This is a genomic window from Methylobacterium sp. CCH7-A2, assembly GCF_001557075.1.
Lineage (GTDB): Bacteria > Pseudomonadota > Alphaproteobacteria > Rhizobiales > Beijerinckiaceae > Allobosea > Allobosea massiliensis.
Genome location: NZ_LSKN01000123.1, coordinates 1 through 26979, shown reverse-complemented (window position 1 = coordinate 26979; position 26979 = coordinate 1). Strand labels below are relative to the sequence as shown.

Sequence of the window (26979 nt, the reverse complement as noted above, 5' to 3'; positions counted from 1 at the left end):
GTGGCGGGCCCGCCGATGCGGGGCTGCAGCATCGCGATCATGCTGCTGAGAACGACCGGCAGGGCGGCGAGCGAGCCCGACCAGCCCGGCCCGACATGGGCGCTCAGCGTCGTCACCGCGCCGGCGAGAACCGCGACGAAGCCGGCCCGCATCGGGATGAGATACCAGGGCCGCCCCGGCGGCCGGTCGGGACGCGCCGAAAGATAGGGTCGGAACAGCCGGTGCAGCGCGCCATAGATGGCGATGGTGGCGACCGTCATCACCGGGAAGGAGGGCTCGAGCCCGCGCATCAGCAGTAGCGTGGCGCACCAGGCGGCCAGCGCGGCGGCAAGGCAGAGCAGCGTGCCGAAGCGCTGCGCCAGCAGCACATAGGCGCAGCTCAGCCCGGCATTGGCGACGTTGGAGGTCATGGCCCCGAGCGCGCTCACCGCCATGAAGGCCGCGTCGTGCTCGAGCGCGAGGAAGACCAGGACCGGCCCGGCCGAAATCGGCAGGGTGGCGATGAGCGCTGCGATCAGCGGCCCGCTGCGCTCGGCCAGCAGCGAGCAGCCGACGACGATGGCGGCGGCGGTCGCCATCTTCGCCGCCAGCATCAGGAACCAGGGGTCGATCACGGCGCGGCGGGGATGTCGCCCCTCGCCCAGCCTTCCTTGGTCTGCGCGACGAAGTCTTCCAGCCGCCCCTCGGCGATGGCGCCACGCAGCCCGGCCATCAGCTCCTGGTAATAGGCGAGGTTGATCCAGGTCAGCAGCATCTTGCCGAGCATCTCCTCCGCCTTGACGAGGTGGTGGAGATAGGCGCGCGACCAGCCATTGGCGGCCGGGCAGGAGGAACCCTCGTCGACCGGGCGCGGATCGTCCGCGTGTCTGGCATTCTTCAGGTTCATCCGGCCGAAACGGGTGAAGATCTGACCGTGGCGGCCGGCCCGCGTCGGCATCACGCAGTCGAACATGTCGATGCCGCGGCGCACCGCCTCGACGATGTCGTCGGGCGTGCCGACGCCCATCAGATAGCGCGGCTTCCCGACCGGCAGATGCGGCTCGACCGTCTCGATCATCGCCAGCATGATCTCCTGCGGCTCGCCGACCGCCAGACCGCCGACGGCATAGCCCTTGAGGTCCATCGCCGCGAGCTCGCGCGCGCTCTCGACGCGCAGATGCGGCACCGCCCCGCCCTGGACGATCCCGAAGAGCGCCCGGCCGGGATGGTGGCCGAAGGCGTCCTTGCAGCGCTGCGCCCAGCGCAGCGACAGGCGCATCGCCTTCTCGGCCACCTTGTCCTCGCAGGGCAGCGAGACGCATTCGTCGAGCTGCATGACGATGTCGGAGCCGAGCAGGTTCTGGATTTCGACCGAACGCTCCGGCGAGAGCATGTGCTTCGAGCCGTCGATATGAGAGCGGAAGGCGACGCCCTCCTCGGTCAGCTTGCGCAGATTGGCGAGCGACATCACCTGGAAACCGCCGGAATCGGTCAGGATCGGGTGCGGCCAATTCATGAAGCGGTGCAGGCCACCAAGCCCCGCGATCCGCTCGGCGCCCGGCCGCAGCATCAGGTGGTAGGTGTTGCCGAGCACGACATCGGCGCCGAGCGCCCTCACTTGGTCGGGATACATGCCCTTGACGGTTGCGGCCGTGCCCACCGGCATGAAGGCCGGCGTGCGGATGACCCCGCGCGGCATGCGGATCTCACCCGTCCGGGCGGCGCCGTCGCGGGCGTGGAGGTGGAAGGTGAAGTCGGTCGCGGGAACGGGGGCGGCCGGCGCGGACGGGGGCGATGCGGTCATGGCCCGCGAGGTAGAGCAGCGGGCGTCAATAGGGAAGAGGCCGCACCACCTGCCGCAACATCAGCTGCAGGCCCGCGCGCGATAGGACTGGCGCAACGCGAAGACCAGGATGGCGACCGTCAGCCACAGGCGCACTGTCGCGAACGAGAAAATGAAGACCATCGACAGCAGGCTCTTGACCGATATGGGCAGCTCCGACTGCTGCCACATCTGCACGACAAGGCCCCGCACATAGCCCTGAAGGGGATGCAACAAGACAGCGAGCGCGGCCACGAGCAGGACACCGGGGACGAGCCAGCGCGCATGGTCCCGGAAGCGCCGCATGGCCGTGAGGAGGCTGGGCTTCTTCGCTTCGTCAACCTGCAGCACCATCAGCAGCACGAGTGCGGCGACCAAGGCGCTCCAGAGGCGGCCGGCATGGCTGGCCTGGTCGAAAGCGATCCCATCGAAGCCGAGCATGAACTCGCCCGGCCGGCCGGTCAGGCCGGTCACCGCTGCCACCACCGTCGCCGCCATGAGCACCCCGAAGATCGGCGGCAGCACGGCGCGTGCCATCCCGATCTGCTGGCTCAGGCCGAGCAGCCCCAGCCCGCTGCGTCCGTCGGTGGCCAGCACCATCCGCCAGGTCACGATCACGAAGGCGAGCAGGAGCGCGATGTTGGCCAGCATGATGGCGGGCAGCGCAATCAGCCCGCCGGCGAAGGCGATGACCCGCATCGTCGCCGCGACCAGCAGCCAGGGCACTGCCTCCAGCAGGCGGAAAGGGCCGAAGGAGACGTTCGGGAAGGCGGGGCGTGCTGCGGCAGACGGAGCGATCATGCGTCGGACCATAATTGCGGATTCTCAAGCCCGCGTTGCTCCGACGCTTCAAATGTCCGACGTTGAGGCCGATCCGGCCGATTCACGCCGCCGGTTTCACACTCGCCTCATAGATCTCCGGCTTGAAGCCGACGAGCGTCCGGTCGCCGAGGTCGAGGACCGGGCGCTTGATCATCGAGGGCTGAGCCAGCATCAGCGCGATCGCCCTGTCGGCGTCGAGGCCCCGCTTTTCGGCCTCGGGCAGGGCGCGGAAGGTGGTGCCGGCGCGGTTCAGCACCGTCTCCCAGCCATGCTCCCCGACCCAGCGCATCAGCGAGGCCCGGTCGATCCCGCTCGCCTTGTAGTCATGGAAGGCGTAGGCGACGCCCTGCCCGTCCAGCCAGGCGCGCGCCTTCTTCATCGTGTCGCAGTTCTTGATGCCGTAGAGGGTGATCGCCATGGCGCGGCCCCTCAACCCGGCCGCTTGGGGATTTCGAGCCCGCGCTGGACGGCGGGTCGCGCCAGGCCGCGCTCGAGCCAGGCCGGCACGGCCTTCAGACTGGCGTAATCGACCAGTTCGCCCGCGCCATAGAAGCCGACGAGATTGCGCACCCAGCCGAGCAGCGCGATGTCGGCGATCGTATAGTCGGCACCCATGATCCAGTCGCGCCCGGTCAGCCGCTCCTCCAGCACGCCGAGCAGCCGCTTGCTCTCATTCGCATAGCGGTCGCGCGGGCGCTTGTCCTCGTAGTCCTTACCGGCGAATTTGTGGAAGAAGCCGAGCTGGCCGAACATCGGGCCGACAGCGGCCATCTGGAACATCACCCACTGGATCGTCTCGTAGCGGGCGGCGGGATCGGCGGGCAGCAGCTTGCCGGTCTTCTCGGCGAGATAGATCAGGATCGCGCCGGACTCCCACAGGCCGAAAGGCTTTCCGCCCGGACCGTCGGGGTCGATGATCGCGGGGATCTTGCCGTTGGGGTTGAGCGACAGGAACTCCGGCCCCCAGGTCTCGTTCTGGCCGATATTGATGGTGTGCGGCTCGTAGGGAAGGCCGAGTTCCTCCAGCGCGATCGAGACCTTCACGCCGTTCGGCGTCGGCAACGAGTAGAGCTGGATGCGATCGGGGTGCTGGGCCGGCCAGCGCTGCGTGATCTTGAAGGCGGAGAGGTCTGCCATGGCGGGCTCCGGGGCTGAGCCGGTGCCGCTCATGGGCGCCGGGTGGTCGGGAGATAGTCGCCCCGTCCGGCTGCGCAATCGCATCCGCGCCGCACGGGGCGCATCCGGGCCGCGCGCTCAGCGCGGGGCGGTTGCCGCATCCGCCGCACGGCGCGCGCTCGCCCCCTCACCCTGCTCCGTCCGGAAGGCGGCGATGGCCTCTTCCAGAAGCGTCTCCAGCGAGGGGCCGGCATCGTCGCAGACGATCGGGCGCAGCCTGGTCTCGACCAGCGAAAGATGGCTGCTCATCGCCTTGACCGCCCTGCCGCGCTCGCGGCCCGCCAGCGCCTTGAAGATCAGCCGGTGCTCCTCGCAGCCGCAGGCCGAGCCGAGCGTCGTCTCATAGCGCTTCACCAGCATGATCGTCCGCCCGATCAGCTCGTGCGCCTGGCGCTGGACGATCGGGTTGCCGATCATCTCCGCCAGCAGGAAATGGAACTCGGCCGAGAGTTTTTGCCATGTCGCCTGGTCGCCGCGGCGCAGGGCGTCGGCCTCCGCATCGACATGATCGCGCAGCCGCTCGATCTGCGCCTCGGTCAGATGGTCGGCGAGATGGGCGACCATGCCGCTTTCCAGAATGCGGCGGGCCTCGTAGACGACCCTGCCCTCGCGCAGATCCGGCTCGATGGTGAAGGCGCCGCGGTTCTTGACGATCTCCAGCAGCCGCTCATGGCCGAGCCGGTGCAGCACCTTGCGGATGCGCTCGCGGCTGACGCCGAAGAGCTCGGCGAGCCGGTGCTCGCCGAGCTTCATGCCTCCCGGCAGCGAGCCTCCCAGCAGCAGGCGCGAGAGGATCGTATGGATCGCCGCTTCGTTCATCCCACTCGTCTCGACAGCATTGCTCCGCCCGCGCACCGACCGCCCGCCATCGGTCCATCCTAGCATCGACCGGGCCTATTTTTATGCACATTCGGGAAGCGATTGTGCACAAAAATCACGCCAATGCCGCTCGCAACGGGCTCAACCGGGGCGCAGAGATCGATTCCGCCTCTCCGCCTAAAAGACTGATATCATTATTTTTATTTGCGCCTTGCTACTGTAACACGCTCTTGGCACGACGGTTGCTGACCTCTCCCAATGTTCGCGCCGTCGGGAGCGCGCCGCATTCGAGAGGTCCGACCATGGATATGCTGTCCGCAGGCAAGCCGAACCGCCGCGCACTCCTCAAAGCGGGCCTGGGCGCCACGGCGCTGATCGCCGCCCCGTCCGTGCTGCGGGCCCAAACGAAGGAACTCGTCGTCGGCGGCGCCGCCGGGCACAAGCCCTGGGTCGAGCAGACCGTCGTGCCGATGTTCGAGAAGAAATATAACTGCAAGGTGATCTTCGAGGGCACGCGCTCGCTTGTGAACCTCGAGAAGATGCAGAAAAACAAGGACAAGCCCTACATGTCCGTCGTCCAGATGGACGATCCGGTCATGATCCTGGCGGTCAAGGAAGGGCTACTCGAGCCGCTCACCGTGGCCAAGGCGCCGAACATGGCCGATCTCCTGCCCGGCTCGACCCATATGGACGGCATGTGGGCCAATTATCTCCAGCCCTGGCTCGGCGTCGCCTACAGCAAGACCGCGATGAAGACCCCGCCCTCCTCCTGGGCCGAGATGTTCGACCCGAAATACAAGGGCCGCATCGTCATTCCCTCGCTGCAGAACACAGAAGGCCTGCCCTCGCTCTTCGTCGCCGGCCTGCTCGCGGGCGGGACGATGGAGAGCGTCCAGAAGGACACCGATGCCGGCTTCAAGAAGCTCGCCTCGCTGAAGCCCAACCTGCTGACGATCTACACGCAGCAGCCGCAGGCCTTCAATCTGCTCGAGCAGGGCGAGGCCTGGATGATCGGGCCGGCGATGTCCTCCTATGCGCTGGAGCGCAAGGCGGCCGGTGCGCCGATCGACCTCGCCGCGCCGAAGGAAGGCGTCTTCGCCATGCCGTCGGGCATCGCGGTCGTGAAGGGCTCGCCGCAGCAGGAGCTCGCCTTCGCCTATGTCAACGAGCTGCTCGGCGCCGAGCTGCAGAACAAGCTGGCGGGGCCGACCTTCTCGATCGGCACCAACAAGGCGGTGCCGAAGCCGGCGGGGCTGGGCGCCGACGTGAAGATCCACCAGATCGACTGGGCCAATGTCGCCGCCCAGCGCGGCGAGTGGATCAAGCGCTGGGATCGCGAGATGGCGATCTGAGCATGAGCCCCGGTTTCCTGTCCGTCGCGGGAGCAGCCAAGACCTTCGGCGCCGCCACCGTGCTCGACGGCGTCGATCTGTCGATGGCCCGCGGCGAGTTCGTCTCGCTGCTCGGTCCCTCGGGCTGCGGCAAGACCACGCTGCTGCGGATCGTCGCCGGGCTGATGCGGCCTGATCAGGGCCGCGTCGCGCTCGACGGGCAGGACATCACGAGGCTGCCGCCGCACAAGCGCGACGTCAGCGTCGTGTTCCAGAGCTATGCGCTGTTTCCGCATCTCACCGTGGCGGAGAATGTCGCCTTCGGCCTCAAGGCGCGCGGCGCGCCATCGGGCGAGATCGCGCCGGCCGTGAAGCGCTTCCTCGATCTCGTGCAGATGGGCGCCTATGCCGAGCGCTCGATCAAGGCGCTCTCGGGGGGCCAGCAGCAGCGCGTGGCGGTGGCGCGTGCGCTCGTCGTCGGGCCGAAGCTTCTGCTGCTCGACGAGCCCTTCTCGGCGCTCGACCGCAAGCTGCGCGAGACCATGCAGATCGACCTGAAGCGCCTGCTGCGCGAGGTCGGCACCACCGCGATCTTCGTCACACACGACCAGGACGAGGCGCTGACGATGTCGGACCGGATCGCGGTGATGCATCGCGGCCGGATCGAGCAGCTCGATACGCCGGCCGCCATCTATGCCAGACCGGCGACGCCCTTCGCGCTCGGCTTCGTCGGCCTCTCGACGCGGCTTCCCGGCACCGTCACCGATTCCACCAACGGCATCGTCACCGTTGCGACGCCGGCCGGGCCGCTGCGCGGCCCGGGCAACTTCCTGCCCGGCAGCCCGGTCCTGCTCGGAGTCAGGCCCGAGCGGATCGCGATCGACCATGGCGCCGCCAACCGGATCGAGGCGCCCCTCGCCGACGCCGCCTTCCAGGGGGCGCGGGTGCAGCTGCATTTCCAGGCTCCGCCCGACGGGCAGATCCTGGTCGAGACGCCGTCCCTGCCGGCTGCAGCGGGTCCCGGCACGTCGCTGAAGATGTCTTGGGCGATCGACGACACGCTGGTCTACCCAGCACCGAGCGCCGCGGCATGAGCGCCTCGCGACGCGTCGATCCCGTGCTGCTGCTGGCCCTGCCGGCAGTGCTTTATCTCGCCCTCGTCTACGGCGTGCCGCTGCTGATGCTGCTCGGCCGCAGCGTGCTCAGTGGCGGCGCGCCGTCGCTCGCCCCCTTCGTGGCCTTCCTGTCCGACCCCTTCAGCTGGACCGTGATCGGCAACACGCTGCGCATCGCGGTGCTGGTGACGCTGCTGTGCCTGCTGATCGGCTATCCGACGGCGCTCGCCCTGGCGCGGGCACGCGGCGCGGCTCAGGCGCTGATCCTGGTGGCGATCATCCTGCCGCTCTCGGTCGGCGTCGCGGTCAAGGCCTTCGCCTGGCAGATCGTGCTGCGGCGCGACGGCGTGGTCTCGCAACTGATGATGGGGCTGGGCCTGTGGAGCGAGCCGCAGCGCCTGCTCTTCACCGAGGCCGGCCTCGTGATCGGCGCGGCCAATGTCTTCGTGCCCTTCATGATCCTGCCGATCTATTCCGTCCTGAAGCTGGTCGATCCCCGGCTCGGCGAGGCGGCGGCGACGCTGGGCGCCTCGCCGCTCTACCGCTTCTTCAAGGTCGCCCTGCCCCTCTCGCTGCCCGGCATCGTCACCGGCGTCGCCTTCGTCTTCTCGATGGCGGCCTCGATGTATGTCATCCCCAACCTGCTGATCGGCGACCGTTTCCAGACGCTGGCGACGCTGACCGGGCGATCCTTCCTGTTCATGCGCAACGAGCAGCTGGGATCGACGACGGCGGTCGTCCTGCTCGTGCTGACGGTGGCCGTCGTGGTCGGCAGCGCCGCGCTCTCGAAGCGGCTGGGAGGCGCGTCGTGACGGCCATCGAGCGCATCGCCTCGGCCGTCGTCTGGGGTCTGGCCGCCTTCACGGTGGTCTTCCTGCTGACGCCGCTCGTCGTCACCGTGCTGGTGTCCTTCGGCTCTAGCGCCGTCTTCACCCTGCCGGCGCCGAGCTGGTCGCTGCGCTGGTACCAGGCGCTCGGCCGTTCGCGCGAGCTCTGGCCGGTGGTCGCCACCTCGGTCCAGCTCGCGGCGGCGTCGACTGCGATTGCGCTTCTGCTCGGAACGCTCTGCGCCATCGGCCTGCTGCGCGGCCAGTTCCGCGGCCGCGACGGCATCGTCACCTTCCTGGTCTCGCCGCTGATGCTGCCCGGCCTCGTCATCGGCATCGCGATGCTGGAGAGCTTCCGGGCGGCGGGCCTGCGCGACGTGTGGCTGAGCCTGATCCTGGCCCATGTCGTGATCACGCTGCCTTACGTGGTGCGCACCGTCTATGCGGCGCTCTCGCTGTTCGACTTCACGCTGATCGACGCCGCCCGCACGCTCGGCCTGTCCTATCCCAAGGCTGTTCTCAAGGTGCTGGTGCCCTCGCTCGCCCCGGCCTTCCTCACCTCGGGAATGTTCGCTTTCCTGGCGTCGATGGACAATTATCCGATCTCGATCTTCTTCACCGACGCCTGGACCAAGACATTGCCCATCCAGATGCTGCAATATGTCGAGGAGAGCCCCGATCCGACGATCGCGGCGATCTCCGCGCTCCTGATCCTGCTCGCCGCCGCCGTGCTCGTCATCGGCGACCGGCTGGTCGGCCTGCGCCGGATGGCCGATCTCTGATGGCTTCTCCGGTAAGCGACCGCGATTTCCGCGGCTATGGCGACGCCCCGCCCGCGATCCGCTGGCCGAACGACGCGCGGCTCGCCGTCTCCGTCGTCGTCAATGTCGAGGAGGGCGCGGAGCTCTCGATCGGCCAGGGCGACGAGCGCAACGAGAGCGTCTACGAGGTGGTCGAGGAGATCACCGGCGTGCGCGATCTCTGCATGGAATCGCATTTCGAATACGGCCCGCGCGCCGGCTGGCCGCGCATCCGCGCGCTGCTGAAGCAATATGGCGTGGCAGCGACGCTGAACGCCAATGGCCGCGCCGTCGCGCTCTCGCCCTGGCTGGTGCAGGAGGCGGTGGCCGACGGGCATGAGGTCGCAGCCCATGGCTGGCGCTGGGAGCGGCACGCCCATATGGACGAGGCCCAGGAGCGCGAGGCGATCGCGCGCGCGGTCGCGGCGATCACGGAGGCCGCCGGCACGCCCCCCGTGGGCTGGCATACGCGCTCGGCGACCTCGATCAACACCCGCCGGCTGCTCAAGGAGCATGGCGGCTTTCTCTATGATTCCAACGCCTACAATGACGACCTTCCCTTTCTGGTCGATGTCGAGGGCGAACCGCATCTGGTGCTGCCCTATGCCTTCGACACCAACGACATGCGCTTCCAGCGTGGCGGCGGCTTCGTCTTCGGCGACGATTTCGCGCGCTACTGCATCGACGCCTTCGACCGACTCTACGCAGAAGGCGGCACGGCGCCGCGGATGATGTCGGTCGGCCTGCACCTGCGCATCATCGGCCGGCCCGGGCGGATCGGCGGGCTCGAGCGCTTCCTGGCGCATGCGGCGTCGAAGCCCGGTGTCTGGTTCGCGCGCCGCGACGCGATCGCGCGGCACTGGCTGGCGGAGCTGGGGAAGAGTTGACGTCGTTTGCACGGCTTGAACGAGGAATGGCCGCATGACCCAGCGCGACCTCGAAGGCTATGCCGGCGCCTGGCCGGACTTCACCTGGCCCAATGGCCGGCGGCTCGCCGTCTCCGTGGTGATCAATTTCGAGGAGGGCGCGGAGCTTCAGGTCGGCGACGGCGATGCGCGCTCGGAAAGCATGGGCGAGGTGATCAGCGTCGTTCCCGCCGGCAAGCGCGACCAGGGCCAGGAGCAGATCTTCGGCTATGGCACGCGCGCGGGGCTCTGGCGCATGCTCGACGCGCTCGACGAGAGCGACATCCGCGCGACGATCTTCTTCTGCGGTCGCGCCGTCGAACGCTCGCCGGGGCTGGCGAAGGCGGTGGTGGCGCGCGGCCATGAGCCGGCGGTGCATGGCTGGCGCTGGCGGCCCCAGGCCGATTACGAGACGGCAGAGGCGGAGGCTGCGGACATCGACGCCTGCGTCGCCACCATCACCGCCGCGACGGGTGTCGCGCCGGTCGGCTTCTTCTGCCGCGGCGGGGAGAGCCCCTGGACGCGGGAGCTTCTGGCGCAGCGCGGCTTTCTCTACACCTCCAACGGCTTCGACGACGATTTGCCCTATTGGGACCGCGCACCGGGGCGCCCGCCCCTGCTCGTCGTGCCCTATGCGCTCGACAGCAACGACATGAAGTTCTTCCACCCGAACGGCTTCGTCCGTGCCCGCGAGATGGTGGAGTACGTCACCGACGCGCTCGACGTGCTCGAGGCCGAGGCCGCGCGGGGCCTGCCGCGGCTGCTCAATCTCGGCTTCCACCTGCGGATCGTCGGGCGCCCGGCGCGCTTCGCCGCCTTTCGCGACATCATGAACCTGCTGGCGGCCCGGCGCGACCGACTCTGGATCGCGACCCGCGCCGAGATCGCGCGCGCGTTCATCGCCGCCGTGCCGGAGAGTTCCTGATGCGCCTGCTGCTGATCAACCCCAACACCAATGCCGCCACGACCAACATGATGCGTGCCATCGCCCAGGCGGCAGCACCGGGCGGCACCGTGATCGACGCCATGAGCGCGCCCTATGGCGTGCCGCTGATCACGAATGAGGAGGCACTGGCCCAGTCGGCCAAGGCGGTGCAGGCGCTGACGGGGACGATCACCACCACCCCGCCGGACGGCGTCATCATCGCCGCCTTCGGTGATCCCGGCCTGGCGGCGCTGCGGCTTCGCCTCTCCTGCCCGGTCACAGGCATCGCCGAGGCCGGCATGGCCGAGGCGGGATCGGGCCGGCGGCCCTTCGCGGTGGTGACGACGACGCCCGATCTCGTCGCCTCGATCACCGGGCTCGCCCAGGCCTATGGCCATGAGAAGACGTTCCGGGGCGTAGCGCTGACAAAGGGCGACGTCCACGCGATCATGGCCGATCACGCCACGCTGGTGGAGGCGCTGGCCGAGGCCTGCAAGGAAGCGATCGAGACGCTGGGCGCGCAGGCGCTGGTGATCGGCGGCGGCCCGCTCGGCCAGGCGGCGCAATCCCTCTCGCTGCGCTTCCCCGTGCCGGTGATCGCGCCGATCCCCGCGGCGGTGCGGCTCGCGCAGAAGCGGGTTTCGCGGGGGCATTGAGCGTCGCTTCTGGAGACCGATGAACCTCCACCGTCATCTTGGACCAGCCGCGCAGCGGCGCAGGTCGGGATCCATCGGGGGGCTCCAACTGCGCCCGATGATGGATCCCGGTCGGCCTTCGGCCGCCCAGGATGACGGCCGCGATCGCTGAGCCCGGTATCCAGCAGGTGAGCCCGTCAGAAGCGCCCACTCGGGCGATAGAAGGGCTCGTCGCCCTGCCCGTCGAGATAGCCGTCGTAGAAGCGCCGGACATGCGGCAGCAGCGCCTGCGACAGGGCGATGCGGTCCCGCTCGGCCGGCGTCTTCGGCTTCGCCAGCGCCTCGGCGAGGCCGGCCAGAACAGCGTCGCGGTCGAGCCTGGTGAAGCGGCGCTCGCGATAGACGAATTCGCCGGCGATCATGACGCTGTGGACTGCCTTCGCCTTGGCACGCTGGACCAGCACCTCGACGAAGCCGAGGCCCTCGTCCTGATAGGGAAAGGTCACCGCCGGCCAGTCGAACATCACGAGGTCCGCCGCCATGCCCGGCTCCAGACGGCCGATGCGGCCGGCAAAAGGCGTCGTGCGCGCGCCGCCTTCGGTCGCCATGCGCAGCACCTGCGCCGGTGAGGGGTGGGGTGCGTCGATGCCCGGTTCGCGATGGGCGCGCAGGACGAGCCGCATCTCCTGCAGCATGTCGCGGTCGTCGTTGATGCCGGCCTCGTCGATGCCGATGGCGACGGGAATGCTGCGGGCGAGAAAGCGGTTGACCGGGGCGACGCCGCTCTTCAGCCGGAAATTCGAACTGCAGTTGTGGCAGATGCAGACGCCGCGATCGGCCGCGAGCTCGATATCGGCCTCGCTCATCCAGACGCCATGGCCGATGGTGAAATGCGGGCCGAGCAGGCCGAGCCGGTCGAGATGAGCGAGCGCCGAGCCGCCCGTGCGCTTGCGGGCATAGGCCTTCTGATACGGCGTCTCCAGCACATGCATGTGGACCGGCAGCCCGGTGCGGCGCTGCAGCTCGCCGGTGACCTCGAGGGCTTCCTCCGAGAGCCAGTGCAGGTTGGCGGGCGCGATCTGGATGCGGATGCGGTCACCGTTGCCATGGCGCGCCAGCAATTCGTCGAAAACCGCGACCTGGTCGGCGAGCGGGACGGTGAAGCGCTGGAAGAAGGCACTCGCCGCCGGACGCAACTCCTCCGGCAGGCGGGCGACGAAATCCTGGTCGGCCTCGTAGACGAGCCGGTTCTGGTCGCGCAGCGCCATCGAGTAGGAGGCGCGCATGCCGATATCGCGATAGGCGCTGATGACCTTCTCGGCGGCAGCAAGGATGTCGGCCGGCGTACCCGGCGCGCGGCTGTGGAGATGCTGAACGGTGGTGACGCCGCTCTCGATCATTTCGAAGGCGGAAAACAGCGTGTCGGCATAGAGATCGACATCGCGCAGCGCGATGCGGCTGGCGAACCAGAGCTCCAGCGGGTGGTCCGGCGAGCCGAGTTGCAGCGGCGTCAGGCCGACATGGTGATGCGCGTTGACGAAGCCCGGCGTGATCGCGAAGTCGCGCCCGCCGGTCACGGTCGCTTCGGGATAGGCCGCCTTCAGATCGGCGAGCGGCCCGGTCGCGAGGATCGCCCCCGCCTCGCAGGCGACGCCGGCATCCTGCAGCAGGACCGGCTCGCCTGCGGCGTCGAAGCCGGTGAGGAGCGTCCCGCCCCAGATGATCTGCACCGCCATTCCTATTCGTCCAGCAGCCGCAGCCGCGTCAGACGGCTGGGATTGCTCTCGGCCAGCAGGATGTCGCCGCCCGGCATGCCGTAGATTCCATGCGCGCCGTTGAGGAAGGGGCGGCAGCGGCCGAGGCGCTCGCCATGGGGGCCGATCTTCTGCAGGGTCGGCTGCGTGTCGGTGACGTAGGTGTTGCCGTCCTTGTCGCCCCAGATCGCGACGGGGTCGCGGAAATGGCTCCAGGTCGCGAGATGCTGGCCATTTCGGTTGAAGACCTGGACGCGGTTATGCGTCCGGTCGACGACGACGACGCGTCCATCGGCATGGGTCCAGAGCGCATGCGGCCATCCGAACTGGCCTTCGCCCGAGCCGTGCTCGCCCCAGCTCTGGAGATGGACGCCATAGGCCGAAAAGCGATGGATGCGGCTCGCGGCATAGCCATCGGCGACATAGATGTCGCCCCAGGCCGAGACATGCACGTCGGTCGGGTGGTTGAAGGGCGAAAGCGGCTCGCCGCGCTGGCCAAGGCCGCCCAGGCGCTCGCCGCTCGCCGAGCAGATGACGATCTCGTGCATGTCGCGATCGACGCAGAGGAGACGCCCCTGCGCATCGACCGTGAGCATGTGGGAATCGGCGATCAGGTCGCCGCCCCAGCCGCCGAGATAGTCTCCCTCGGGCGACAATTCGACCACGCGCGGATCGTCGGGTTGGGTCAAAGGATCGTGCCGCAGCATGACGAAGACATGCCCGCGGGCATCGACCGTCACATCGGTGACGAAGCCGGCATTCTCCGGCCAGGAGCCGAAGGGCCGCTCGATCAGGTAGCGCGTATCGCCGAGGGCGACGATGAGGTCGGGCTTGGGCAAGGCTTTTGTCTTTCCGTCCATCAGAGAGCAATCGTCATTCCGGGCCAGCGCAGCGCAGACCCGGAATCCATCATAGAACGCCGTACCCTACGATGGATTCCGGATCGGCGCCGTGGAGCCTGTCCTCGGGCCTGCCGAAGGCAGGACCCGGGGGCGGCTTGTCCGGAATGACGGCCGAGGGGGCTGAGCATGACGCGTGTCAGGCTGGCTGGAAAGGATGCGTCTTCGCCCAGTGCTTCGCAATGTCGAGCCGACCGGTCACCCAGACGCCCTCGTGCTTCTGGACATAGTCGAGGAAGCGCGCGAGGCCGGCCGCGCGGGCCGGATGGCCGATCAGGCGCATATGCAGGCCGACCGACATCATCTTGGGCTGGGTCGCCCCTTCCGCATAAAGCATGTCGAAGGCGTCCTTGTGCCAGTCGAAATAGTCGTTCGAGGTGGCGAAGAAGCCCGAGCCGAACTTGCCGTCATTGTTGACGAGCGAATATGGCACGACGAGATGCGGCTTGCCGTCGACCACCTTCCAGTAGGGCAGTTCGTCGTCATACGCGTCGGAATCATAGAGGAAACCACCCTCCTCCACGACGAGCCGGCGCGTGTTCACGCTCGGCCCATAGCGGCAGTACCACCCGAGCGGACGCTCGCCGACCGTGGCTTCGAGCGAGAGGATGGCCTTGCGGATATGCTCGCGCTCCTCGGCCTCCGTCAGATCGTAATGCTTGATCCAGCGCCAGCCATGGCAGCAAACGTCGAAACCGGACGCCCGGATCGCGGCCGCCGCCTCCGGATTGCGCTCGATGGCGAGCGCGCAGCCGAACACCGTCATGGGCAGGCCGCGCTCCTGGAACAGCCGCATCAACCGCCAGAAGCCGACACGGCTGCCATAGGCGAACATGCCCTCGCCGGCGAGGTCACGGCCCTTGACCCCGGTCGGCAGGCCGTTGGCCTCGGTCAGGCCGAGTTCGGTGTAGCCCTCGCCGTCCTGGATGGAGGGCTCGGAACCTTCCTCGTAGTTCATCACGAAGTTGATCGCGATGCGGGCGCCACCCGGCCATTGCGGATTGGGCGGGTTGGCGCCGTAGCCGATCAGGTCGCGGTCGTAGGTCATGTCAGTCTCCATCCCGCAGGCATGCTGCCGAACACGTCATTCTCGGGCGGAGCGAAGCGCAGACCCGAGAATCTCCGGCACGAGATGCTCGGGTCGAGCCCGAGCATGACGCGCCATATCGCCGTGCGAAGCTTCACCCGCTCATCCGCCGCGTCAGGCCGGTCAGGCGGTCCATCACGATCATCAGGATCAGCGTCGCCAGGATCAGCACGCCGGCGATGGCGGCGATGCGGACGTCGAGCGTCGTCTCCATCATCCCCCACATCCGGATCGGCAGCATGGCCGTGCGCGCGGTCGAGAGGAAGAGCGAGACCGGGACATTGTCCATCGAGGAGATGAAGGCGAGGAAGCAGCCTGCCGCGATCCCTGGCGCGATCAGCGGCAGGGTGATGCGGCGGAAGCCGTAGAGGCGGCTGGCACCGAGATTGGCGGAGGCCTCGAGCAGGGCCGGATCGAGCTGCGACAGGCTCGCCAGCGTGGTGCGGAAGACGAAGGGCGCGATCACGACGAGATGGCCCGCGATCAGCAGGTTGAGCGAGGGCCTGATGCCGAGCACCGAGAAGAACATCAGCGCGGCCAAGCCGTAGGACAGCGTCGGCAGCACCAGCGGCGACAGGAAGCTCGCCTCCAGCACGCGCGCCGAGGGCCGCGCGACCCGTGAGATCGCCAGCGCCGCGAAGACGGCGAGCACGCAGCCGATCGCGGTGGCGAGACCGGCGACCCAGAGGCTGTTCAGCGCGGCGGTGTGAATCTGGGCCGAGCGGGCGGTGTCGAACAATTCGCCGTACCAGCGCAGCGACAGGCCGGGCGGCGGGAATTTCAGCGTCTGCGAGGTGGTAAAAGAGGTCGCGATTACGACCAGCACCGGCCCGACCAGGATGAGGATGCCGAGTCCCGCGAGCAGGCCGATGATCCAGGAATAGCCGATGTCACCGAGCGTGGACCGCTGCATGGCCTGTTCCTCAGCTCGTCCTGGCGAAGCGGCCGAGCCAGCCGAGCGCCATGATGCCCGCCAGCACGGTGAAGAGCAGCGTCAGCGAGGCGACTGCCGCGAAGGGCCAGTTATAGACCACCATCGACTGCTGCCAGATCAGCGAGGGCAGATAGACCAGCCGCGCCCCGCCGATCACCGATTGCGAGATGAAGGCGGTCGTCGCCGAGGCGAAGACCAGCGTCGCGCCGGCGATCCAGCCCGGCAGCGTCAGCGGCAGGATCACCCGGAAGAAGGTTCGCCATTTCGAGGCGCCGAGCGCGCGTGAGGCATCGACCAGGTTCTGGTCCATCTGGTTCATGATGGTCAGGAGTGGCAACAACATCAGCGGCATCTCGATCTGCGTCAGCGCGATGACGAGGCCGAGCTCGGTCTGGAGCAGATTGAGCGGGGTCGAGGTCAGCCCGAGCCCGATCAGCGTCTGGTTGAGCACGCCCTCGCGCGCCAGGATCACGATCCAGGCGAAGGTGCGGATCACGACCGAGGTCAGCAGCGGCATCAGGATGATGAAGATCAGCAGCCGCTGCACGCGCGGACTCGACGCCCGGAAGACCAGCGCGAGCGGATAGGCCAGCAGCGTCGTCGCCAGCACGGCGAAGACGCCGAGCTTGAGCGTGTCGAAGATCACCTTCCGGTAGAAGGCATCGCCATAGAACTTCGTCCAGGAATCGAACCCCAGCCGCGTCTGCTCGGCATCGGCATAGAAGCTGATGCCGAGCAGGATCGCAAAGGGGGCGGCGAAGAAGGCGAGATAGGTCAGGCCGAGCGGCGCCGCGAGGCGCCAGTCGACCCTGGCTCCCGGAACGCCACCGCTCCCGGCGGCCGCTGCAGCCATGCCCGCCATCGTGGGATCCTACTTGGTGATTTCCTTGTTGAATCGCTCGATCCAGGCGGCGCGCTGCGGGTTGATCACCGTCCAGTCATGCGTGACCATCGTCGCCAGTTCATCGAGCGACTTGATGTCGAGCGTCTCGACCAGCTTCACGTCCTTGTTGATCGGGACCATGTTGTAGGGCTGCTTCTGCAGCTCGGCCTGAACATCCGACGAGATCGCGGTGTCGATGTACTTGTAGGCGTTGGCGACGTTGTCGGCGCCCTTCACGATGTGCAGCGTGGTCTGGAAGGTGATCGCGCCGGTCTCGGGCTTGATGAACTCGATATCGACGCCACGACCCTTCAGCGTCGCGACCGTGTTGGTGTTGGTGTACATGATGTCGATCTGGCCCTGCTGGAACAGGCCGGGCATGGCGGCGGGCGCGGCGACCGCGGCCGCCTTCGACACCGCCTTCTTCAGCTCGGCGAAGACCGGCTCGACATTGGTGGCGGAGCCGCCGAAGACCTTCGCCATCTCGATGATCGAGACCGTGCCGAAGGTGGTCTGGAAGCCGGTCAGGCCCAGCCGCTCGACATAAGGCGACTTGAACAGGTCGGCCCAGCCCTTGGGAGGCGTGGCGAACTTCTTCGGGTTGTAGGCGATGCCGACGACCTGGGCGTTGCAGGTCACGCCATGCGACTTGATCAGGCCCGTCGGGATCTTCGCGGCGTTGGCCAGCTTGGCGGGATCGATCGGCTCGAACAGGCCGGCGGCCTGCGCCGCCGCGGCCGGGCCGGGATCGAGCACGAAGCAGTCGAAGGGCGGCACGCCGCGCGCCGCGCGCACCTTGGCGACCTGATCGACGGCGAACAGCGCGTCGAAGGCGACGTCGACGCCGGCGTTCTTCTTGAGCGCCGGAGCGACGACGCCGCGATAGGCTTCTTCCCAGGTGCCGGGATAGATCGCGGCGGTGAGGCTGCCGGAGGCGCTGGCGCGCAGCGGCAGGAGCGACGCCAGGCCGAGCGCGCCCGCGCCGGCCAGGAGATCTCGACGGTTCATCTGTGTCATCGGCAGGGGCTCCGGTTCAGGGTTGGGCGGCAAAGAGGACGGGGCGGGCATGGTCGGCGAGGCCGCAGAAGGTCGTGCCCGAGCGGCCCGAGGCCATGCCGGGACGGCGCGGCATCGCGATCTTCAGCGAGGCGCCGTCGGCACTGGTGACGTCGTGGATCAGCTCACCGCCGATCGGCAGGCTGAGCTTGAGCTCGACCGGGAAGCGGCCCTCCCCGGCCTCGTCGGCGAGCCGCATCTGCTCGGGGCGGACCGAGACGAGAACCGGCTGGCCGGGTGCGAAGCGGGCGGCGGACGGCACCGTCCAGGCGGCACCGTTGCCGAGCGTCACCGCGTAGCCGCCCTCGACAGGCGCCGCGATCTGCCCGCTGAGGAGGTTGCTGGAGCCGATGAAGCTGTTGACGAACAGCGTGGCGGGCTCGTCATAGACCTGAACCGGCGTGCCGAGCTGCTCGATCTTCCCCTGGCTCATCACGGCGATGCGGTCGGCGATCGCCATCGCTTCGTCCTGGTCGTGCGTGACCATGATCGCGGTCAGGGCGAATTGGCGCTGCAGCCGCTTGATCTCGATCTGCATGTCGAGCCGCAGGTTCTTGTCGAGGGCCGCGAAGGGCTCGTCGAGCAGCAGGATGCGCGGCCGCATGGCGAGTGCCCGCGCCAGCGCAACGCGCTGCTGCTGCCCGCCGGAGAGCTGCTTGGGCTTGCGGTCGGCGAAGCCCGCCATCTGGACGGTGGCGAGCATCTCCTCGACGCGCTGGGCCTGCACGCTGCGGCTCTCGCCGCGGGCGGCCAGCCCATAGGCGATGTTCTCGGCCACCGTCATGTGCGGGAACAGCGCGTAGTTCTGGAAGACGATGCCGATCTCGCGGCGGTTGGGCGGCAGGGTGTCGATCGGGCGGCCATCGATCAGGACCTTGCCGTTGCCCTGCTGGATGAAGCCGGCGACGATCCGCAACAGGGTGGTCTTGCCGCAGCCGGAGGGGCCGAGCAGCGCGACGAGTTCGCCGCCCTTGACCTCGAGCGTGACGTTGTCGACCGCCAGCCCGCCGCCATAGCTGTGCGTGATGCCGTCCAGCGTGAGCGGCTGGGCGGAGATCGAAGCGTCGGAGGCAGGCGCAGCCATTGTGATGACGACATTCCTCGGCCGGTGGGGCGCCACAAGCCAGCAACAGCCGTGCCAACCGCAGCCGGCCTCGTTCCGGCGAACGCGGCCGTCCGACGCCCCCCGATTCGTGCAGCGGGCGGACGCGGGCCGGCCTTCTGCGGCGGCGGCGCATGCTTGCGCGCCATCTGCCTGTTTGCGCGGCAGTCGCGGCCGGCGCCCGCCGCGCGCCGGTGCGGATGGGCAGCGCGACATGGCGGGCATGCCCGCGGTGAATGGCCCAGCCGCTCCCCGGCGGACCGAGGTCATTGCCTGTGCCCGGCGGCTCCAGCACTGTCTCGCCCGAGCCGGCGGTCCCGCCGGATACGAACCTCGTAGCGCCTACCAGGATGGCTCCATGTCGTTGACCCCCGCGCCAGAGACGGAGCAGCCGGTGCTTGCGATCTCTCCGGAGCGACTGGCGGCCGCCGTCGCGGCGCAGCGCGGCCTCGCCGAGCGCCTCTTTGCGAGACTGGCCGAGGGCAGCCCCGGAAACCCCGGCATCATGCGCGACACCTATGGCGCGGGCGAGGATTTCGGCCATCGCGTCTTCGCGGAGGCCGCCGCAGCGGCGGGGCTCGCGGTGACCACCGACGCCGCGCTCAACACCTATGCGACCTGGCGCGGCAGCGATCCGTCAGCCCCGGCGATCCTGATGGGATCGCATCTCGACAGCGTGCCCCACGGCGGCAATTTCGACGGCGCCGCCGGCGTGGTGGCGGGTCTCGTCACGCTGGCTGCGCTCCGGACTCTGGGCGTGGCTCCGCGACGCGACCTGACGGTGATGGGTGTCCGCGCGGAGGAGAGCGTCTGGTTCCAGGTGTCCTATATCGGCAGCCGCGGCGCGCTCGGAACGCTGCCCGAGGGCGCGCTGGAGGCCAAGCGCATCGATACCGGCCGCCCCCTCGCCGACCATATCCGGGACTGCGGCGGCGACCCCGAGGCGATGCGGCGCCGCGAGCGCAGCCTCGATCCCGGCCGGATCCGGGCCTTTCTGGAAGTCCATATCGAGCAGGCACCGAGCCTGGTCGAGGCCGGATTCCCGATCGCGATCTGCACCGGCATCCCCGGCAATTTCCGCCATCCGAATGCGCGCATTCTCGGCCGCTACGATCATGTCGGCACGCCCCGGCGCTTCCGCCGCGACGCGGCCATGGCCGGCATGGCGCTGGCGGCGGAACTCGATGCGATCTGGGCCGAGCACGAGGCGCGCGGTGAGGGAATGGCCGTGACCTTCGGGCGCTTCCACACCGATGCCGACAAGCACGGCATGACCACCGTTCCGGGCGAATTCCGCTTCAGCCTCGACGTGCGCGCCTATGACGAGGCGGTGCTCGCCCGCGTGGAGGCGCGGATGCATGAGGCGATCGCGCGGATCGAGGCCGAGCGCAGCGTCGTGTTCGACCTGGGAACGCGCGCCTCGGCTGCGGTCGGGCCGGTCGATCCCGGTATCCGGACGGCGCTGACGGATGCGGCGGAGCGGCTCGGCATTCCCGCCATGCCGCTGGGCAGCCCGGCCTCGCATGATTCCGCCGCGTTTGCCACTGCGGGCGTGCCCGTGGCGATGTTGTTCGTGCGCAACGAGCACGGCAGCCACAACCCGCTGGAGGCGATGGCGATCGACGATTTCATGGCCGCGGCTACCGTGCTCGCGCAATGGGTCGCCGACAACGCCGGCTGAGCGGCCGCGCCGGGCCGGCCGTCAGGCCAGCATGCGCGTGTCGCCGCAGACCGAGATCTCCTGCCCCGAGATCGTCTTCGCGAAGGGCGAGGCGAGGAAGACGATCTGCTTCGCGATGTCGGCGGGATCGACAAATTGCTTGATCGAGACGCCGGCGAAGAGGCGCTGCGTCATCTCCTCATGCGAGACGTTGAAGCTGCGCGCCTTGTTGGCGATGACGCTCTGGATGCGCGGCCCCTCGACGAGGCCGGGGCAGATCGCATTGGCGCGGATGCCGAATTCGCCCAATTCGGCGGAGAGCGCCTTGGTGAAGCCTATCACGCCCCATTTCGCCGCCGCATAGGGCGAGCGCAGCGGGAAGCCGTGCTTGCCGGCCTGGCTGGAGAGATTGACGATCGAGGCGTTCTTCGACTGCTTGAGATGCGGGACCGCGAGCCGCGTGCAGTTGAACTGCCCGGTCAGATCGATCGCGACGCACGAATCCCAGTCTTCCGGCGCGATCTCGTCGACGCGTCCCGTCGGGCCCGCGATGCCGGCATTGTTGACCAGGCAGTCGAGCCCGCCCAGCGCCGCCAGCGCCTCCTCCATCAACCGCGCGACGGCGGCCCGGTCCGAGACGTCGCAGACCGACTGCGTCATCGCCGGGTCGCTCTTTGCCATGTCGGCGAGCGCGGCATGGTCGACGTCGCAGATATGGACCTTCGCGCCCTCGGCCGCGAAGGCACGCGCCGTGGCGCGGCCGATGCCGTTGGCGCCGGCCGTCACCAGCACGCGCAGCCCCTCGATCTGCAGATCCATTCCGTGTCTCCCCGTCAGGCCCGAAGCTGGCCCGTTTCCTCGATATGGGCGGCGGCGGCCGCGATGTCGTCTTCCAGCGCCGCGCGGGCGGCCGGCGCGTCCCGGCGGCGCACGGCCTCCAGCAGTCGGGCATGGGCCTGCATCGCGCTGCCGCCCTCGAGCCTCCGCGGCTCGTGGCGCATGTCGAGATTGAGGATCGGCCCGGCCTTGAGCCAGAGCCGCTCGATCATCTCGATCAGGCTCGGCATCGCGGCCGCCTCATAGAGCGCGAAATGCAGGTCGCGATTGGCGGCGACGGCCGCGGCGCTGTCGGGCGGATCGGCGCTCGCCGCCTGGCGGAAAGCCGCATCGAAGGCTGCGATCCGGTCTATGTCGGCGGGCCTCGCCTGCCGCGCCGCCTCCTCAGCCGCAAAGCCCTCGACGACGAGGCGCAGCCGCGTCAGTTCGCGAAACTGCGCCAGCGAGAGCACGGGCACGCGCACCGCCCGCCCGGGCAACACTTCGAGCGCGCCATCGGCCGCGAGCCGGCTGACCGCCTCGCGCACCGGCATCATCGAGACGCCGAGCGCTTCGGCGACGCGGCGCAGCGAGAGTTTCTCGCCGGGCGCCAGACGGCCCGCAACCAGCAGCGCACGCAATTCGCCCGTGACGCGCTCGCCGAGCGTCTCACGCGCCAAGGCGCCGATGGCATCGAGCGCGGATGAGTCTGCGTCGCCCGGGGAAGCCGGGCGCTCGGTGGCGCTTCGCAAGGGCTGGACAGCGGCGGTCATGTCTGCCAACCTAACTGTGATCACAGATCACGACAAGCGGCGTCAGACCGCTGATCAACATCCGCCGACGCCCCAACGGTGCGGCATCCGTTCTGGGAGGAACGCTCATGTCAGACCTGTCGAAGACGAACCGACTCTCGCGCCGGCAGGCGCTCGCCGGCCTCGGTGCCGGCACCGCCGCCGGCCTGATCGCCAGCCCCTCGATCATCCTGGCGCAGACGCCTGACGCGATCCGTTTCGGCCATCTGACGCCACGGACGGGCTTTCTCGGCCCGCTCGGCGAGTATGGCGTCATGGCGGTCGATCTCGCGGTCGAGGAGATCAATGCGGCCGGCGGCGTCAACGGCCGCAAGCTCGAGGCGCTGAAGGAGGATTCGGTCAATCCGCAGACGGCCTCGACCAAGGCCGAGCGCATGATCGAGCGCGACAAGGTCACCTGCATCCTCGGCGAAATCTCCTCGGCCTCCTGCCTGACGATCTCGCAGGTCGCGGCGCGCAACAAGACGCTCTTCGTCAACACCGGCGGCAATTCGGACGCACTGCGCGGCGAGAGCTGCAACCGCTACATGTTCCATGTCGAGCACCAGAACTCGATGTATGTGAAGAGCTGCGGCCGCTCGCTGATGGCGCAGGGGCTGGTGAAGGGCAAGAAGTGGTTCTCGCTCACCGCCGACTACGCCTTCGGCCATGACCTGCTCAAGGTCGCCAAGCGCTTCATGGAGGCCAATGGCGGCCAGTTCGCCGCCGACAAGCTGGTGCCGACGGACGCGACCGACTTCTCGGCGCTGCTGCTGGAAATCCGCGCCGCCAAGCCCGACCTCGTGATCTCGAACCTCGCCGGCAACCAGATCACCAACTTCCTCAAGCAATATGCCGAGTTCGGACTGACCTTCCCGGTCGCCGGCTTCGGCTTCGACACGGCGCTGGCCTGGGCCGCGGGCAAGGACAATTTCGCCGGCATCTGGCCCTGCGTCTGGCACCATCTGATCGACACCCCCGGCACAAAGGCCTTTGTCGCCGCCTTCACCAAGAAGTACGGCAAGCCGCCCGAGAACCAGGCCTGGGGCGACTACATGGCCGTGAAGATCATGGCGCAGTCGATGAACGAGCTGAAATCGACGGAGACGGCCAAGATCCTGGAGCATTGGGAAAAGGGCGCCAAGTTCGACGTGCTCAAGGGCCGGCCCGGCTATTTCCGCGCCTCGGACCACCAGCTCATCAGCGAGATGTACACGATCACCGCGCTGCCGCCGGCCCAGGTCAAGAACCCATGGGACCTCTTCACCTCCTCACCCGCCGTGCCCGGCCCGAACGAGGACATGGAGGTCATCGCCACCAGCGGCGACGAGGCCGTCTGCAAGATGAGCTGAGGGTCCATCCGTCATTCTCGGGCGGCGCGCAGCGCCGACCCGGGAATCTCATGACGAGAGAAGCTCCGGGTCTCCGAGATGGTCGGGTCAAGCCCGACCATGACGCGCCACGCTGAAGGCCTCTTCCTGCAGCGCGCATTCCGATAAAGGCCAATCCTTGCTCACCCTCTTCATCCAGCAGGTGCTGAACGGGCTGCTCGACGGGGTCTATTACCTCCTGATCGCGCTCGGCCTGTCGCTGATCTTCTCGCTGGGCGGCATCGTGAACCTGGCGCATGGCGCCTTCTACGCGATCGGCGCCTATCTCACGATCGTGCTGGCCCCGCATATCGGCTTCGGCGGCGCGATGGTGGCCTCGCCCGTGCTGGTCGCGCTGATCGGCATCGTCGTCGAGCGCGGGCTCTTTCAGCGATTTTACAGATCCGATCCAATTCTCTCGCTGCTGCTCACTTTCGGGCTCGCCATGGTGGCGGAGCAGTCGCTGCGGATGATCTTCGGAGCGCCGCCGCTCTCCTTCTCGATCCCGCGTGAGCTGCGCGGCCAGATCTTCATCGGCGACTTCATCTATTCGCGCTACCGGGCGATGCTGCTCCTGATCGCGGCCGGCTGTGTGCTGGGCCTGTGGTTCCTGCTGCAGCGCACTGCCTTCGGCCGCGTCGTGCGCGCCGGCGTGCAGAACCCCGACATGGTCGGCGCGCTCGGGATCTCCTTGCAGCCCTACATGGTCGCGGTCGCCGGCATCGGCATCGGGCTCGCGGGCCTGGCCGGCGTGCTGCTGGCGCCGATCTATTCGATCCATCCCGCCATGGGGCAGGAGATCATCACGCCGGCCTTCGTCGTCGTCGTCATCGGAGGCCTGGGCTCCTTCTGGGGCGTGGTGGTGGCCGCGCTGATGGTCGGGCTGGTGAAGGGCATCACCATCGGGCTTGGCTACACGCAGTGGTCGACGGCCGTGATCTACCTGATGATGCTGCTCGTCCTGCTGTTCCGGCCCCGCGGCCTGTTCGGCGAACGCATCCAGCGTTTCGAGTGAGGCCGCGATGACTCCCCTTCAGCGCGATCACGCGCCTCTCCTCATCGCAGCGACCGGCCTCGTCGCCCTGCCCTTCCTGATGGATGTCATCGGGCTCGGCACGACCTCGGCGACCGAGATCGTCGTCTTCGCCATCGCCTGCATGGCGCTGAACATCCTCGTCGGCACCACGGGTCTGGTCTCCTTCGGCCATGGCGCCTGGTTCGGGCTCGCCGCCTATGCCGCAGGGCTGATCCAGCGCAACTGGCTGCCGGGCCAATTCGCCCTGCCGATCCTGCTGGCCGTGCTCTTCGTCGGGCTGATCGCGTTTGCTTTCGGGGCGCTGATTCTGCGGCGCAAGGGCGTCTATTTCTCGCTGCTGACGCTGGCACTCGCCGCGATGACCTACTCCGTCGCCTTCCGCTGGACGGCGGTGACGGGCGGCGAGGACGGGCTCGGCGGCATCACGCGGCCGCTCTTCCTCGGCATCGATTTCGAGGAGGCGTCGCGCTTCTATGTCCTCGTCGCGCTGATCGGCTTGGCCGTCGTCTATGGTCTCTGGCGCTTTCATCGCTCGCCTGTCGGCACCGTGCTGGTGGCGATCCGCGAGAACGAGCAGCGGGCGCGTTTCCTCGGCTACGCCACCGACCGCTACAAGCTGATCGCCTTCACGCTCTCGGCGGCGCTGACGGGACTCGCCGGCTCGCTGCTGCTGTTCAACAACCGGATGACCTCGGCCGAGCCGATTTCGGTCGCGTTCTCCGGCGAATTGCTGGCGATGGTCGTGATCGGCGGCATGCGCTCGTTTCTCGGGCCGGCGCTGGGTGCGCTGTTCTTCGTGATCTTCCGCGACTATCTCTCCAGCCTCACGCCGAACTGGCTGTTCTGGTTCGGCCTGCTCTTCGTCGGCTTCATCGTGTTCTCGCCGACCGGCATCGTCGGCTTCGGCGAGCGGCTCCTGCGACCCTTCCGCAAGTCGGTCGTGGGCGATGCTGCGATGGCGGAGCGCAAGGCCGGCACCGTGACGCTGCCCGCCTTCATGAGGCCGGCCGACCCGACCGATGGCACGATCCTGACGGCGCGCGGTCTCGCGAAGAGCTTCGGGGGGATCAAGGCGGTCGAGGGCGTGGACATCACCATGGCCGACCGCAAGCTGCATGCGCTGATCGGCCCCAATGGCGCGGGCAAGACCACGGCCTTCAACCTGATCTCGGGGCTGTTTCCGCCCGATCGCGGCGAGGTCAGGCTGCGCGAGCGCGCGATCGGCGGGATGTCGCCCGAGGCAATCACGCAAGCCGGGATCGGCCGCGCCTTCCAGATCACCAACCTCTTCCCGACCCTGTCGGTCGAGGAGAATGTGCGGCTCGCCGTCCAGGCCCGTGCCGAGGCGCGCTTCGGCTTCTGGCGGCCGGCCGGCGCGCTCGCCGAGGTCAACGCGCAGACCGCGACCGTGATCGATACGATGGGCCTGCGCGGCATCGAGACGGCGGAGGCCGGATCGCTGAGCTATGGCGGCCAGCGCCTGCTCGACATGAGCCTCGCACTCGCGACGAAGCCGCGCGTGCTGCTGCTCGACGAGCCCTTGGCGGGTCTGGCGGCCGCCGAGCGCGAGCGTGTCGGCAACCTGATCAAGTCGATTTCGACCGACCTGCCGGTGCTGCTGGTCGAGCACGATATCGACCGCGTTTTTGCCATCGCCGACCATGTCACCGTGATGAACGAGGGCTCGGTTCTGGTCGACGGCACGGTCGAGGATGCGCGCTCCTCGCCGCGGGTGCAGGAGGTCTATATCGGCTCGGGCGCGCATGCGCTGGCCGAGAAACCGCGCCAGAGCGCCGCGCGCAGCCCCGTCCTGCTCGGCCTCGACAAGGTCGATACCTTCTACGGCAAGAGCCACATCCTGCGGCAGGTCTCGCTCGACGTGCATGAGAACGAGATCGTCGCGCTGCTCGGCCGCAACGGCGCCGGCAAGTCGACCCTACTGAAGACCATCACCGGCATCGCCCCGCCGGCGAGCGGCACGATCACGCTCGCGGGCCGGGACATCGCCGGGCAGCCGCCCGCCGCGATCGCGCGCGCCGGCATCGCCTATGTGCCGCAGGGCCGCGGGCTTTTCGCGGGCATGAGCGTCAAGGACAATATGGAACTCGGGCGGCTCAAGCGCGTCACCGGCAACGGCACGCATTGGGACGACGAGAAGATCTTCGCCTTCTTCCCGCGCATCAAGCAGCGCTGGCATTCGCCCGCCGATTATCTCTCGGGCGGGGAGCAGCAGATGGTGGCGGTGGCGCGCGCGCTCTCGGGCGACACCCGCGTGCTGCTGCTCGACGAGCCCTTCGAGGGGCTGGCGCCGGCCGTCGTCGAGGAGCTGTTCGAGGCCTTCGACAAGCTCCGCCAGGAGATCGGGATCGTCATCGTCGACCACCATCTCGACCTCGCGCTCGCCCTCTCCGACCGGGCCGTGGTGCTGGAGCGCG

26 protein-coding genes are annotated in these 26979 nt (G+C 68.4%); 11 read left to right on the top strand and 15 right to left on the bottom strand.

The annotated features are described in order from the left end of the window. The 6 genes from AX750_RS10920 to AX750_RS10895 all read right to left on the bottom strand — a co-directional run. The coding region (locus AX750_RS10920) for a hypothetical protein (RefSeq protein ID WP_067254046.1) at nt 1-614 on the bottom strand (614 nt) is incomplete at its 3' end. Then, a complete protein-coding gene (tgt, locus tag AX750_RS10915; protein ID WP_066721320.1) occupies nt 611-1783 on the bottom strand; it encodes a tRNA guanosine(34) transglycosylase Tgt in 1173 nt (390 codons plus the stop codon). The genes tgt and AX750_RS10920, both read right to left, overlap by 4 nt. A gap of 60 nt (nt 1784-1843) precedes the next feature. Further along, nucleotides 1844-2500, bottom strand: coding sequence for a hypothetical protein (locus tag AX750_RS10910; RefSeq protein ID WP_156451350.1), 657 nt, complete (start codon nt 2498-2500; stop codon nt 1844-1846). Nucleotides 2501-2684: 184 nt separating this feature from the next. After that, nucleotides 2685-3041: an ArsC family reductase gene (locus AX750_RS10905; RefSeq protein WP_066721316.1), complete on the bottom strand. Its 357-nt coding sequence runs from the start codon at nt 3039-3041 to the stop codon at nt 2685-2687. An 11-nt stretch (nt 3042-3052) separates the two neighbouring features. Continuing rightward, complete coding sequence (locus tag AX750_RS10900) at nt 3053-3760, bottom strand: glutathione S-transferase N-terminal domain-containing protein (RefSeq protein WP_066721314.1); 708 nt, start codon at nt 3758-3760, stop codon at nt 3053-3055. A gap of 117 nt (nt 3761-3877) precedes the next feature. Beyond that, complete coding sequence (locus AX750_RS10895; protein WP_066721312.1) at nt 3878-4618, bottom strand: GntR family transcriptional regulator; 741 nt, start codon at nt 4616-4618, stop codon at nt 3878-3880. A gap of 302 nt (nt 4619-4920) precedes the next feature. Here AX750_RS10895 and AX750_RS10890 point away from each other — a divergent pair, with 302 nt between their 5' ends. From AX750_RS10890 to AX750_RS10860, 7 genes are read left to right on the top strand one after another with little or no spacing between them, the layout of a single operon-like run. After that, nucleotides 4921-5970: an ABC transporter substrate-binding protein gene (locus tag AX750_RS10890; protein WP_066721310.1), complete on the top strand. Its 1050-nt coding sequence runs from the start codon at nt 4921-4923 to the stop codon at nt 5968-5970. Between the two features lie 2 nt (nt 5971-5972). Next, complete coding sequence (locus tag AX750_RS10885; protein ID WP_066721305.1) at nt 5973-7043, top strand: ABC transporter ATP-binding protein; 1071 nt, start codon at nt 5973-5975, stop codon at nt 7041-7043. Next, on the top strand, nt 7040-7876 hold the full coding sequence (locus AX750_RS10880) for an ABC transporter permease (RefSeq protein WP_066721303.1): 837 nt from the start codon (nt 7040-7042) through the stop codon (nt 7874-7876). Before AX750_RS10885 ends, AX750_RS10880 begins: the two co-directional genes overlap by 4 nt. Beyond that, entirely contained in the window at nt 7873-8673 is an 801-nt protein-coding gene (locus AX750_RS10875) for an ABC transporter permease (RefSeq protein ID WP_066721302.1), read from the top strand. The genes AX750_RS10880 and AX750_RS10875 overlap by 4 nt, the downstream gene beginning before the upstream one ends. Further along, a complete protein-coding gene (locus AX750_RS10870; RefSeq protein WP_082735100.1) occupies nt 8673-9578 on the top strand; it encodes an allantoinase PuuE in 906 nt (301 codons plus the stop codon). Before AX750_RS10875 ends, AX750_RS10870 begins: the two co-directional genes overlap by 1 nt. Before the next feature lie 34 nt (nt 9579-9612). After that, nucleotides 9613-10521, top strand: a complete 909-nt coding sequence (locus AX750_RS10865; RefSeq protein ID WP_066721298.1) for a polysaccharide deacetylase family protein — start codon at nt 9613-9615, stop codon at nt 10519-10521. Beyond that, the gene (locus AX750_RS10860; RefSeq protein ID WP_066721297.1) at nt 10521-11177 is read left to right on the top strand and encodes an aspartate/glutamate racemase family protein; all 657 of its coding nucleotides are present in this window, start codon (nt 10521-10523) and stop codon (nt 11175-11177) included. Before AX750_RS10865 ends, AX750_RS10860 begins: the two co-directional genes overlap by 1 nt. Before the next feature lie 176 nt (nt 11178-11353). Here the strand turns inward: AX750_RS10860 and AX750_RS10855 are convergent, their stop codons facing one another. The 7 genes from AX750_RS10855 to AX750_RS10825 form a co-directional block, all read right to left on the bottom strand. After that, nucleotides 11354-12892 (bottom strand): amidohydrolase family protein, encoded by a 1539-nt coding sequence (locus tag AX750_RS10855; RefSeq protein ID WP_066721295.1) that lies wholly within the window; start codon nt 12890-12892, stop codon nt 11354-11356. Between the two features lie 2 nt (nt 12893-12894). After that, complete coding sequence (locus AX750_RS10850; RefSeq protein WP_197426627.1) at nt 12895-13749, bottom strand: hypothetical protein; 855 nt, start codon at nt 13747-13749, stop codon at nt 12895-12897. Between the two features lie 199 nt (nt 13750-13948). After that, complete coding sequence (locus tag AX750_RS10845) at nt 13949-14857, bottom strand: allantoinase PuuE (protein ID WP_066721291.1); 909 nt, start codon at nt 14855-14857, stop codon at nt 13949-13951. Nucleotides 14858-14990: 133 nt separating this feature from the next. After that, nucleotides 14991-15809, bottom strand: a complete 819-nt coding sequence (locus tag AX750_RS10840; RefSeq protein ID WP_066721285.1) for an ABC transporter permease — start codon at nt 15807-15809, stop codon at nt 14991-14993. A gap of 10 nt (nt 15810-15819) precedes the next feature. Next, a complete protein-coding gene (locus AX750_RS10835) occupies nt 15820-16683 on the bottom strand; it encodes an ABC transporter permease (protein ID WP_066721335.1) in 864 nt (287 codons plus the stop codon). An 18-nt stretch (nt 16684-16701) separates the two neighbouring features. After that, nucleotides 16702-17730 carry an extracellular solute-binding protein gene (locus tag AX750_RS10830; RefSeq protein ID WP_066721282.1) on the bottom strand — a complete coding sequence of 343 codons (1029 nt, stop codon included), beginning with the start codon at nt 17728-17730 and terminating at the stop codon, nt 16702-16704. A gap of 16 nt (nt 17731-17746) precedes the next feature. Then, nucleotides 17747-18853 (bottom strand): ABC transporter ATP-binding protein, encoded by a 1107-nt coding sequence (locus tag AX750_RS10825; RefSeq protein WP_066721280.1) that lies wholly within the window; start codon nt 18851-18853, stop codon nt 17747-17749. Between the two features lie 376 nt (nt 18854-19229). Between AX750_RS10825 and AX750_RS10820 the strand changes: the two genes are divergently transcribed. Further along, nucleotides 19230-20552 carry a Zn-dependent hydrolase gene (locus AX750_RS10820; RefSeq protein WP_066721278.1) on the top strand — a complete coding sequence of 441 codons (1323 nt, stop codon included), beginning with the start codon at nt 19230-19232 and terminating at the stop codon, nt 20550-20552. A 21-nt stretch (nt 20553-20573) separates the two neighbouring features. On the opposite strand, the gene AX750_RS10815 is transcribed toward AX750_RS10820, so the two are convergent. Further along, nucleotides 20574-21350: an SDR family oxidoreductase gene (locus AX750_RS10815; protein WP_066721276.1), complete on the bottom strand. Its 777-nt coding sequence runs from the start codon at nt 21348-21350 to the stop codon at nt 20574-20576. Between the two features lie 14 nt (nt 21351-21364). Continuing rightward, complete coding sequence (locus tag AX750_RS10810; protein ID WP_082735101.1) at nt 21365-22120, bottom strand: GntR family transcriptional regulator; 756 nt, start codon at nt 22118-22120, stop codon at nt 21365-21367. A 107-nt stretch (nt 22121-22227) separates the two neighbouring features. On the opposite strand from AX750_RS10810, the gene AX750_RS10805 reads away from it, so the two are divergent. The 3 genes from AX750_RS10805 to AX750_RS10795 form a co-directional block, all read left to right on the top strand. Then, nucleotides 22228-23490, top strand: a complete 1263-nt coding sequence (locus AX750_RS10805; RefSeq protein WP_066721274.1) for an ABC transporter substrate-binding protein — start codon at nt 22228-22230, stop codon at nt 23488-23490. Between the two features lie 157 nt (nt 23491-23647). Next, the gene (locus AX750_RS10800; RefSeq protein ID WP_066721272.1) at nt 23648-24523 is read left to right on the top strand and encodes a branched-chain amino acid ABC transporter permease; all 876 of its coding nucleotides are present in this window, start codon (nt 23648-23650) and stop codon (nt 24521-24523) included. Nucleotides 24524-24530: 7 nt separating this feature from the next. After that, nucleotides 24531-26979, top strand: a 2449-nt coding sequence (locus AX750_RS10795; protein ID WP_067254043.1) for a branched-chain amino acid ABC transporter ATP-binding protein/permease, incomplete at its 3' end; no start/stop codon positions are given.

Bases quoted from the DNA above. Each gene is read 5' to 3' on its own strand.
- tgt (WP_066721320.1), bottom strand. From the start codon at position 1,783: ATGACCGCATCGCCCCCGTCCGCGCCGGCCGCCCCCGTTCCCGCGACC.
- AX750_RS10910 (WP_156451350.1), bottom strand. From the start codon at position 2,500: ATGCGGGTCATCGCCTTCGCCGGCGGGCTGATTGCGCTGCCCGCCATC.
- AX750_RS10905 (WP_066721316.1), bottom strand. From the start codon at position 3,041: ATGGCGATCACCCTCTACGGCATCAAGAACTGCGACACGATGAAGAAG.
- AX750_RS10900 (WP_066721314.1), bottom strand. From the start codon at position 3,760: ATGGCAGACCTCTCCGCCTTCAAGATCACGCAGCGCTGGCCGGCCCAG.
- AX750_RS10895 (WP_066721312.1), bottom strand. From the start codon at position 4,618: ATGAACGAAGCGGCGATCCATACGATCCTCTCGCGCCTGCTGCTGGGA.
- AX750_RS10890 (WP_066721310.1), top strand. From the start codon at position 4,921: ATGGATATGCTGTCCGCAGGCAAGCCGAACCGCCGCGCACTCCTCAAA.
- AX750_RS10885 (WP_066721305.1), top strand. From the start codon at position 5,973: ATGAGCCCCGGTTTCCTGTCCGTCGCGGGAGCAGCCAAGACCTTCGGC.
- AX750_RS10880 (WP_066721303.1), top strand. From the start codon at position 7,040: ATGAGCGCCTCGCGACGCGTCGATCCCGTGCTGCTGCTGGCCCTGCCG.
- AX750_RS10870 (WP_082735100.1), top strand. From the start codon at position 8,673: ATGGCTTCTCCGGTAAGCGACCGCGATTTCCGCGGCTATGGCGACGCC.
- AX750_RS10865 (WP_066721298.1), top strand. From the start codon at position 9,613: ATGACCCAGCGCGACCTCGAAGGCTATGCCGGCGCCTGGCCGGACTTC.
- AX750_RS10860 (WP_066721297.1), top strand. From the start codon at position 10,521: ATGCGCCTGCTGCTGATCAACCCCAACACCAATGCCGCCACGACCAAC.
- AX750_RS10855 (WP_066721295.1), bottom strand. From the start codon at position 12,892: ATGGCGGTGCAGATCATCTGGGGCGGGACGCTCCTCACCGGCTTCGAC.
- AX750_RS10845 (WP_066721291.1), bottom strand. From the start codon at position 14,857: ATGACCTACGACCGCGACCTGATCGGCTACGGCGCCAACCCGCCCAAT.
- AX750_RS10840 (WP_066721285.1), bottom strand. From the start codon at position 15,809: ATGCAGCGGTCCACGCTCGGTGACATCGGCTATTCCTGGATCATCGGC.
- AX750_RS10835 (WP_066721335.1), bottom strand. From the start codon at position 16,683: ATGGCTGCAGCGGCCGCCGGGAGCGGTGGCGTTCCGGGAGCCAGGGTC.
- AX750_RS10830 (WP_066721282.1), bottom strand. From the start codon at position 17,730: ATGACACAGATGAACCGTCGAGATCTCCTGGCCGGCGCGGGCGCGCTC.
- AX750_RS10825 (WP_066721280.1), bottom strand. From the start codon at position 18,853: ATGGCTGCGCCTGCCTCCGACGCTTCGATCTCCGCCCAGCCGCTCACG.
- AX750_RS10820 (WP_066721278.1), top strand. From the start codon at position 19,230: ATGTCGTTGACCCCCGCGCCAGAGACGGAGCAGCCGGTGCTTGCGATC.
- AX750_RS10815 (WP_066721276.1), bottom strand. From the start codon at position 21,350: ATGGATCTGCAGATCGAGGGGCTGCGCGTGCTGGTGACGGCCGGCGCC.
- AX750_RS10810 (WP_082735101.1), bottom strand. From the start codon at position 22,120: ATGACCGCCGCTGTCCAGCCCTTGCGAAGCGCCACCGAGCGCCCGGCT.
- AX750_RS10805 (WP_066721274.1), top strand. From the start codon at position 22,228: ATGTCAGACCTGTCGAAGACGAACCGACTCTCGCGCCGGCAGGCGCTC.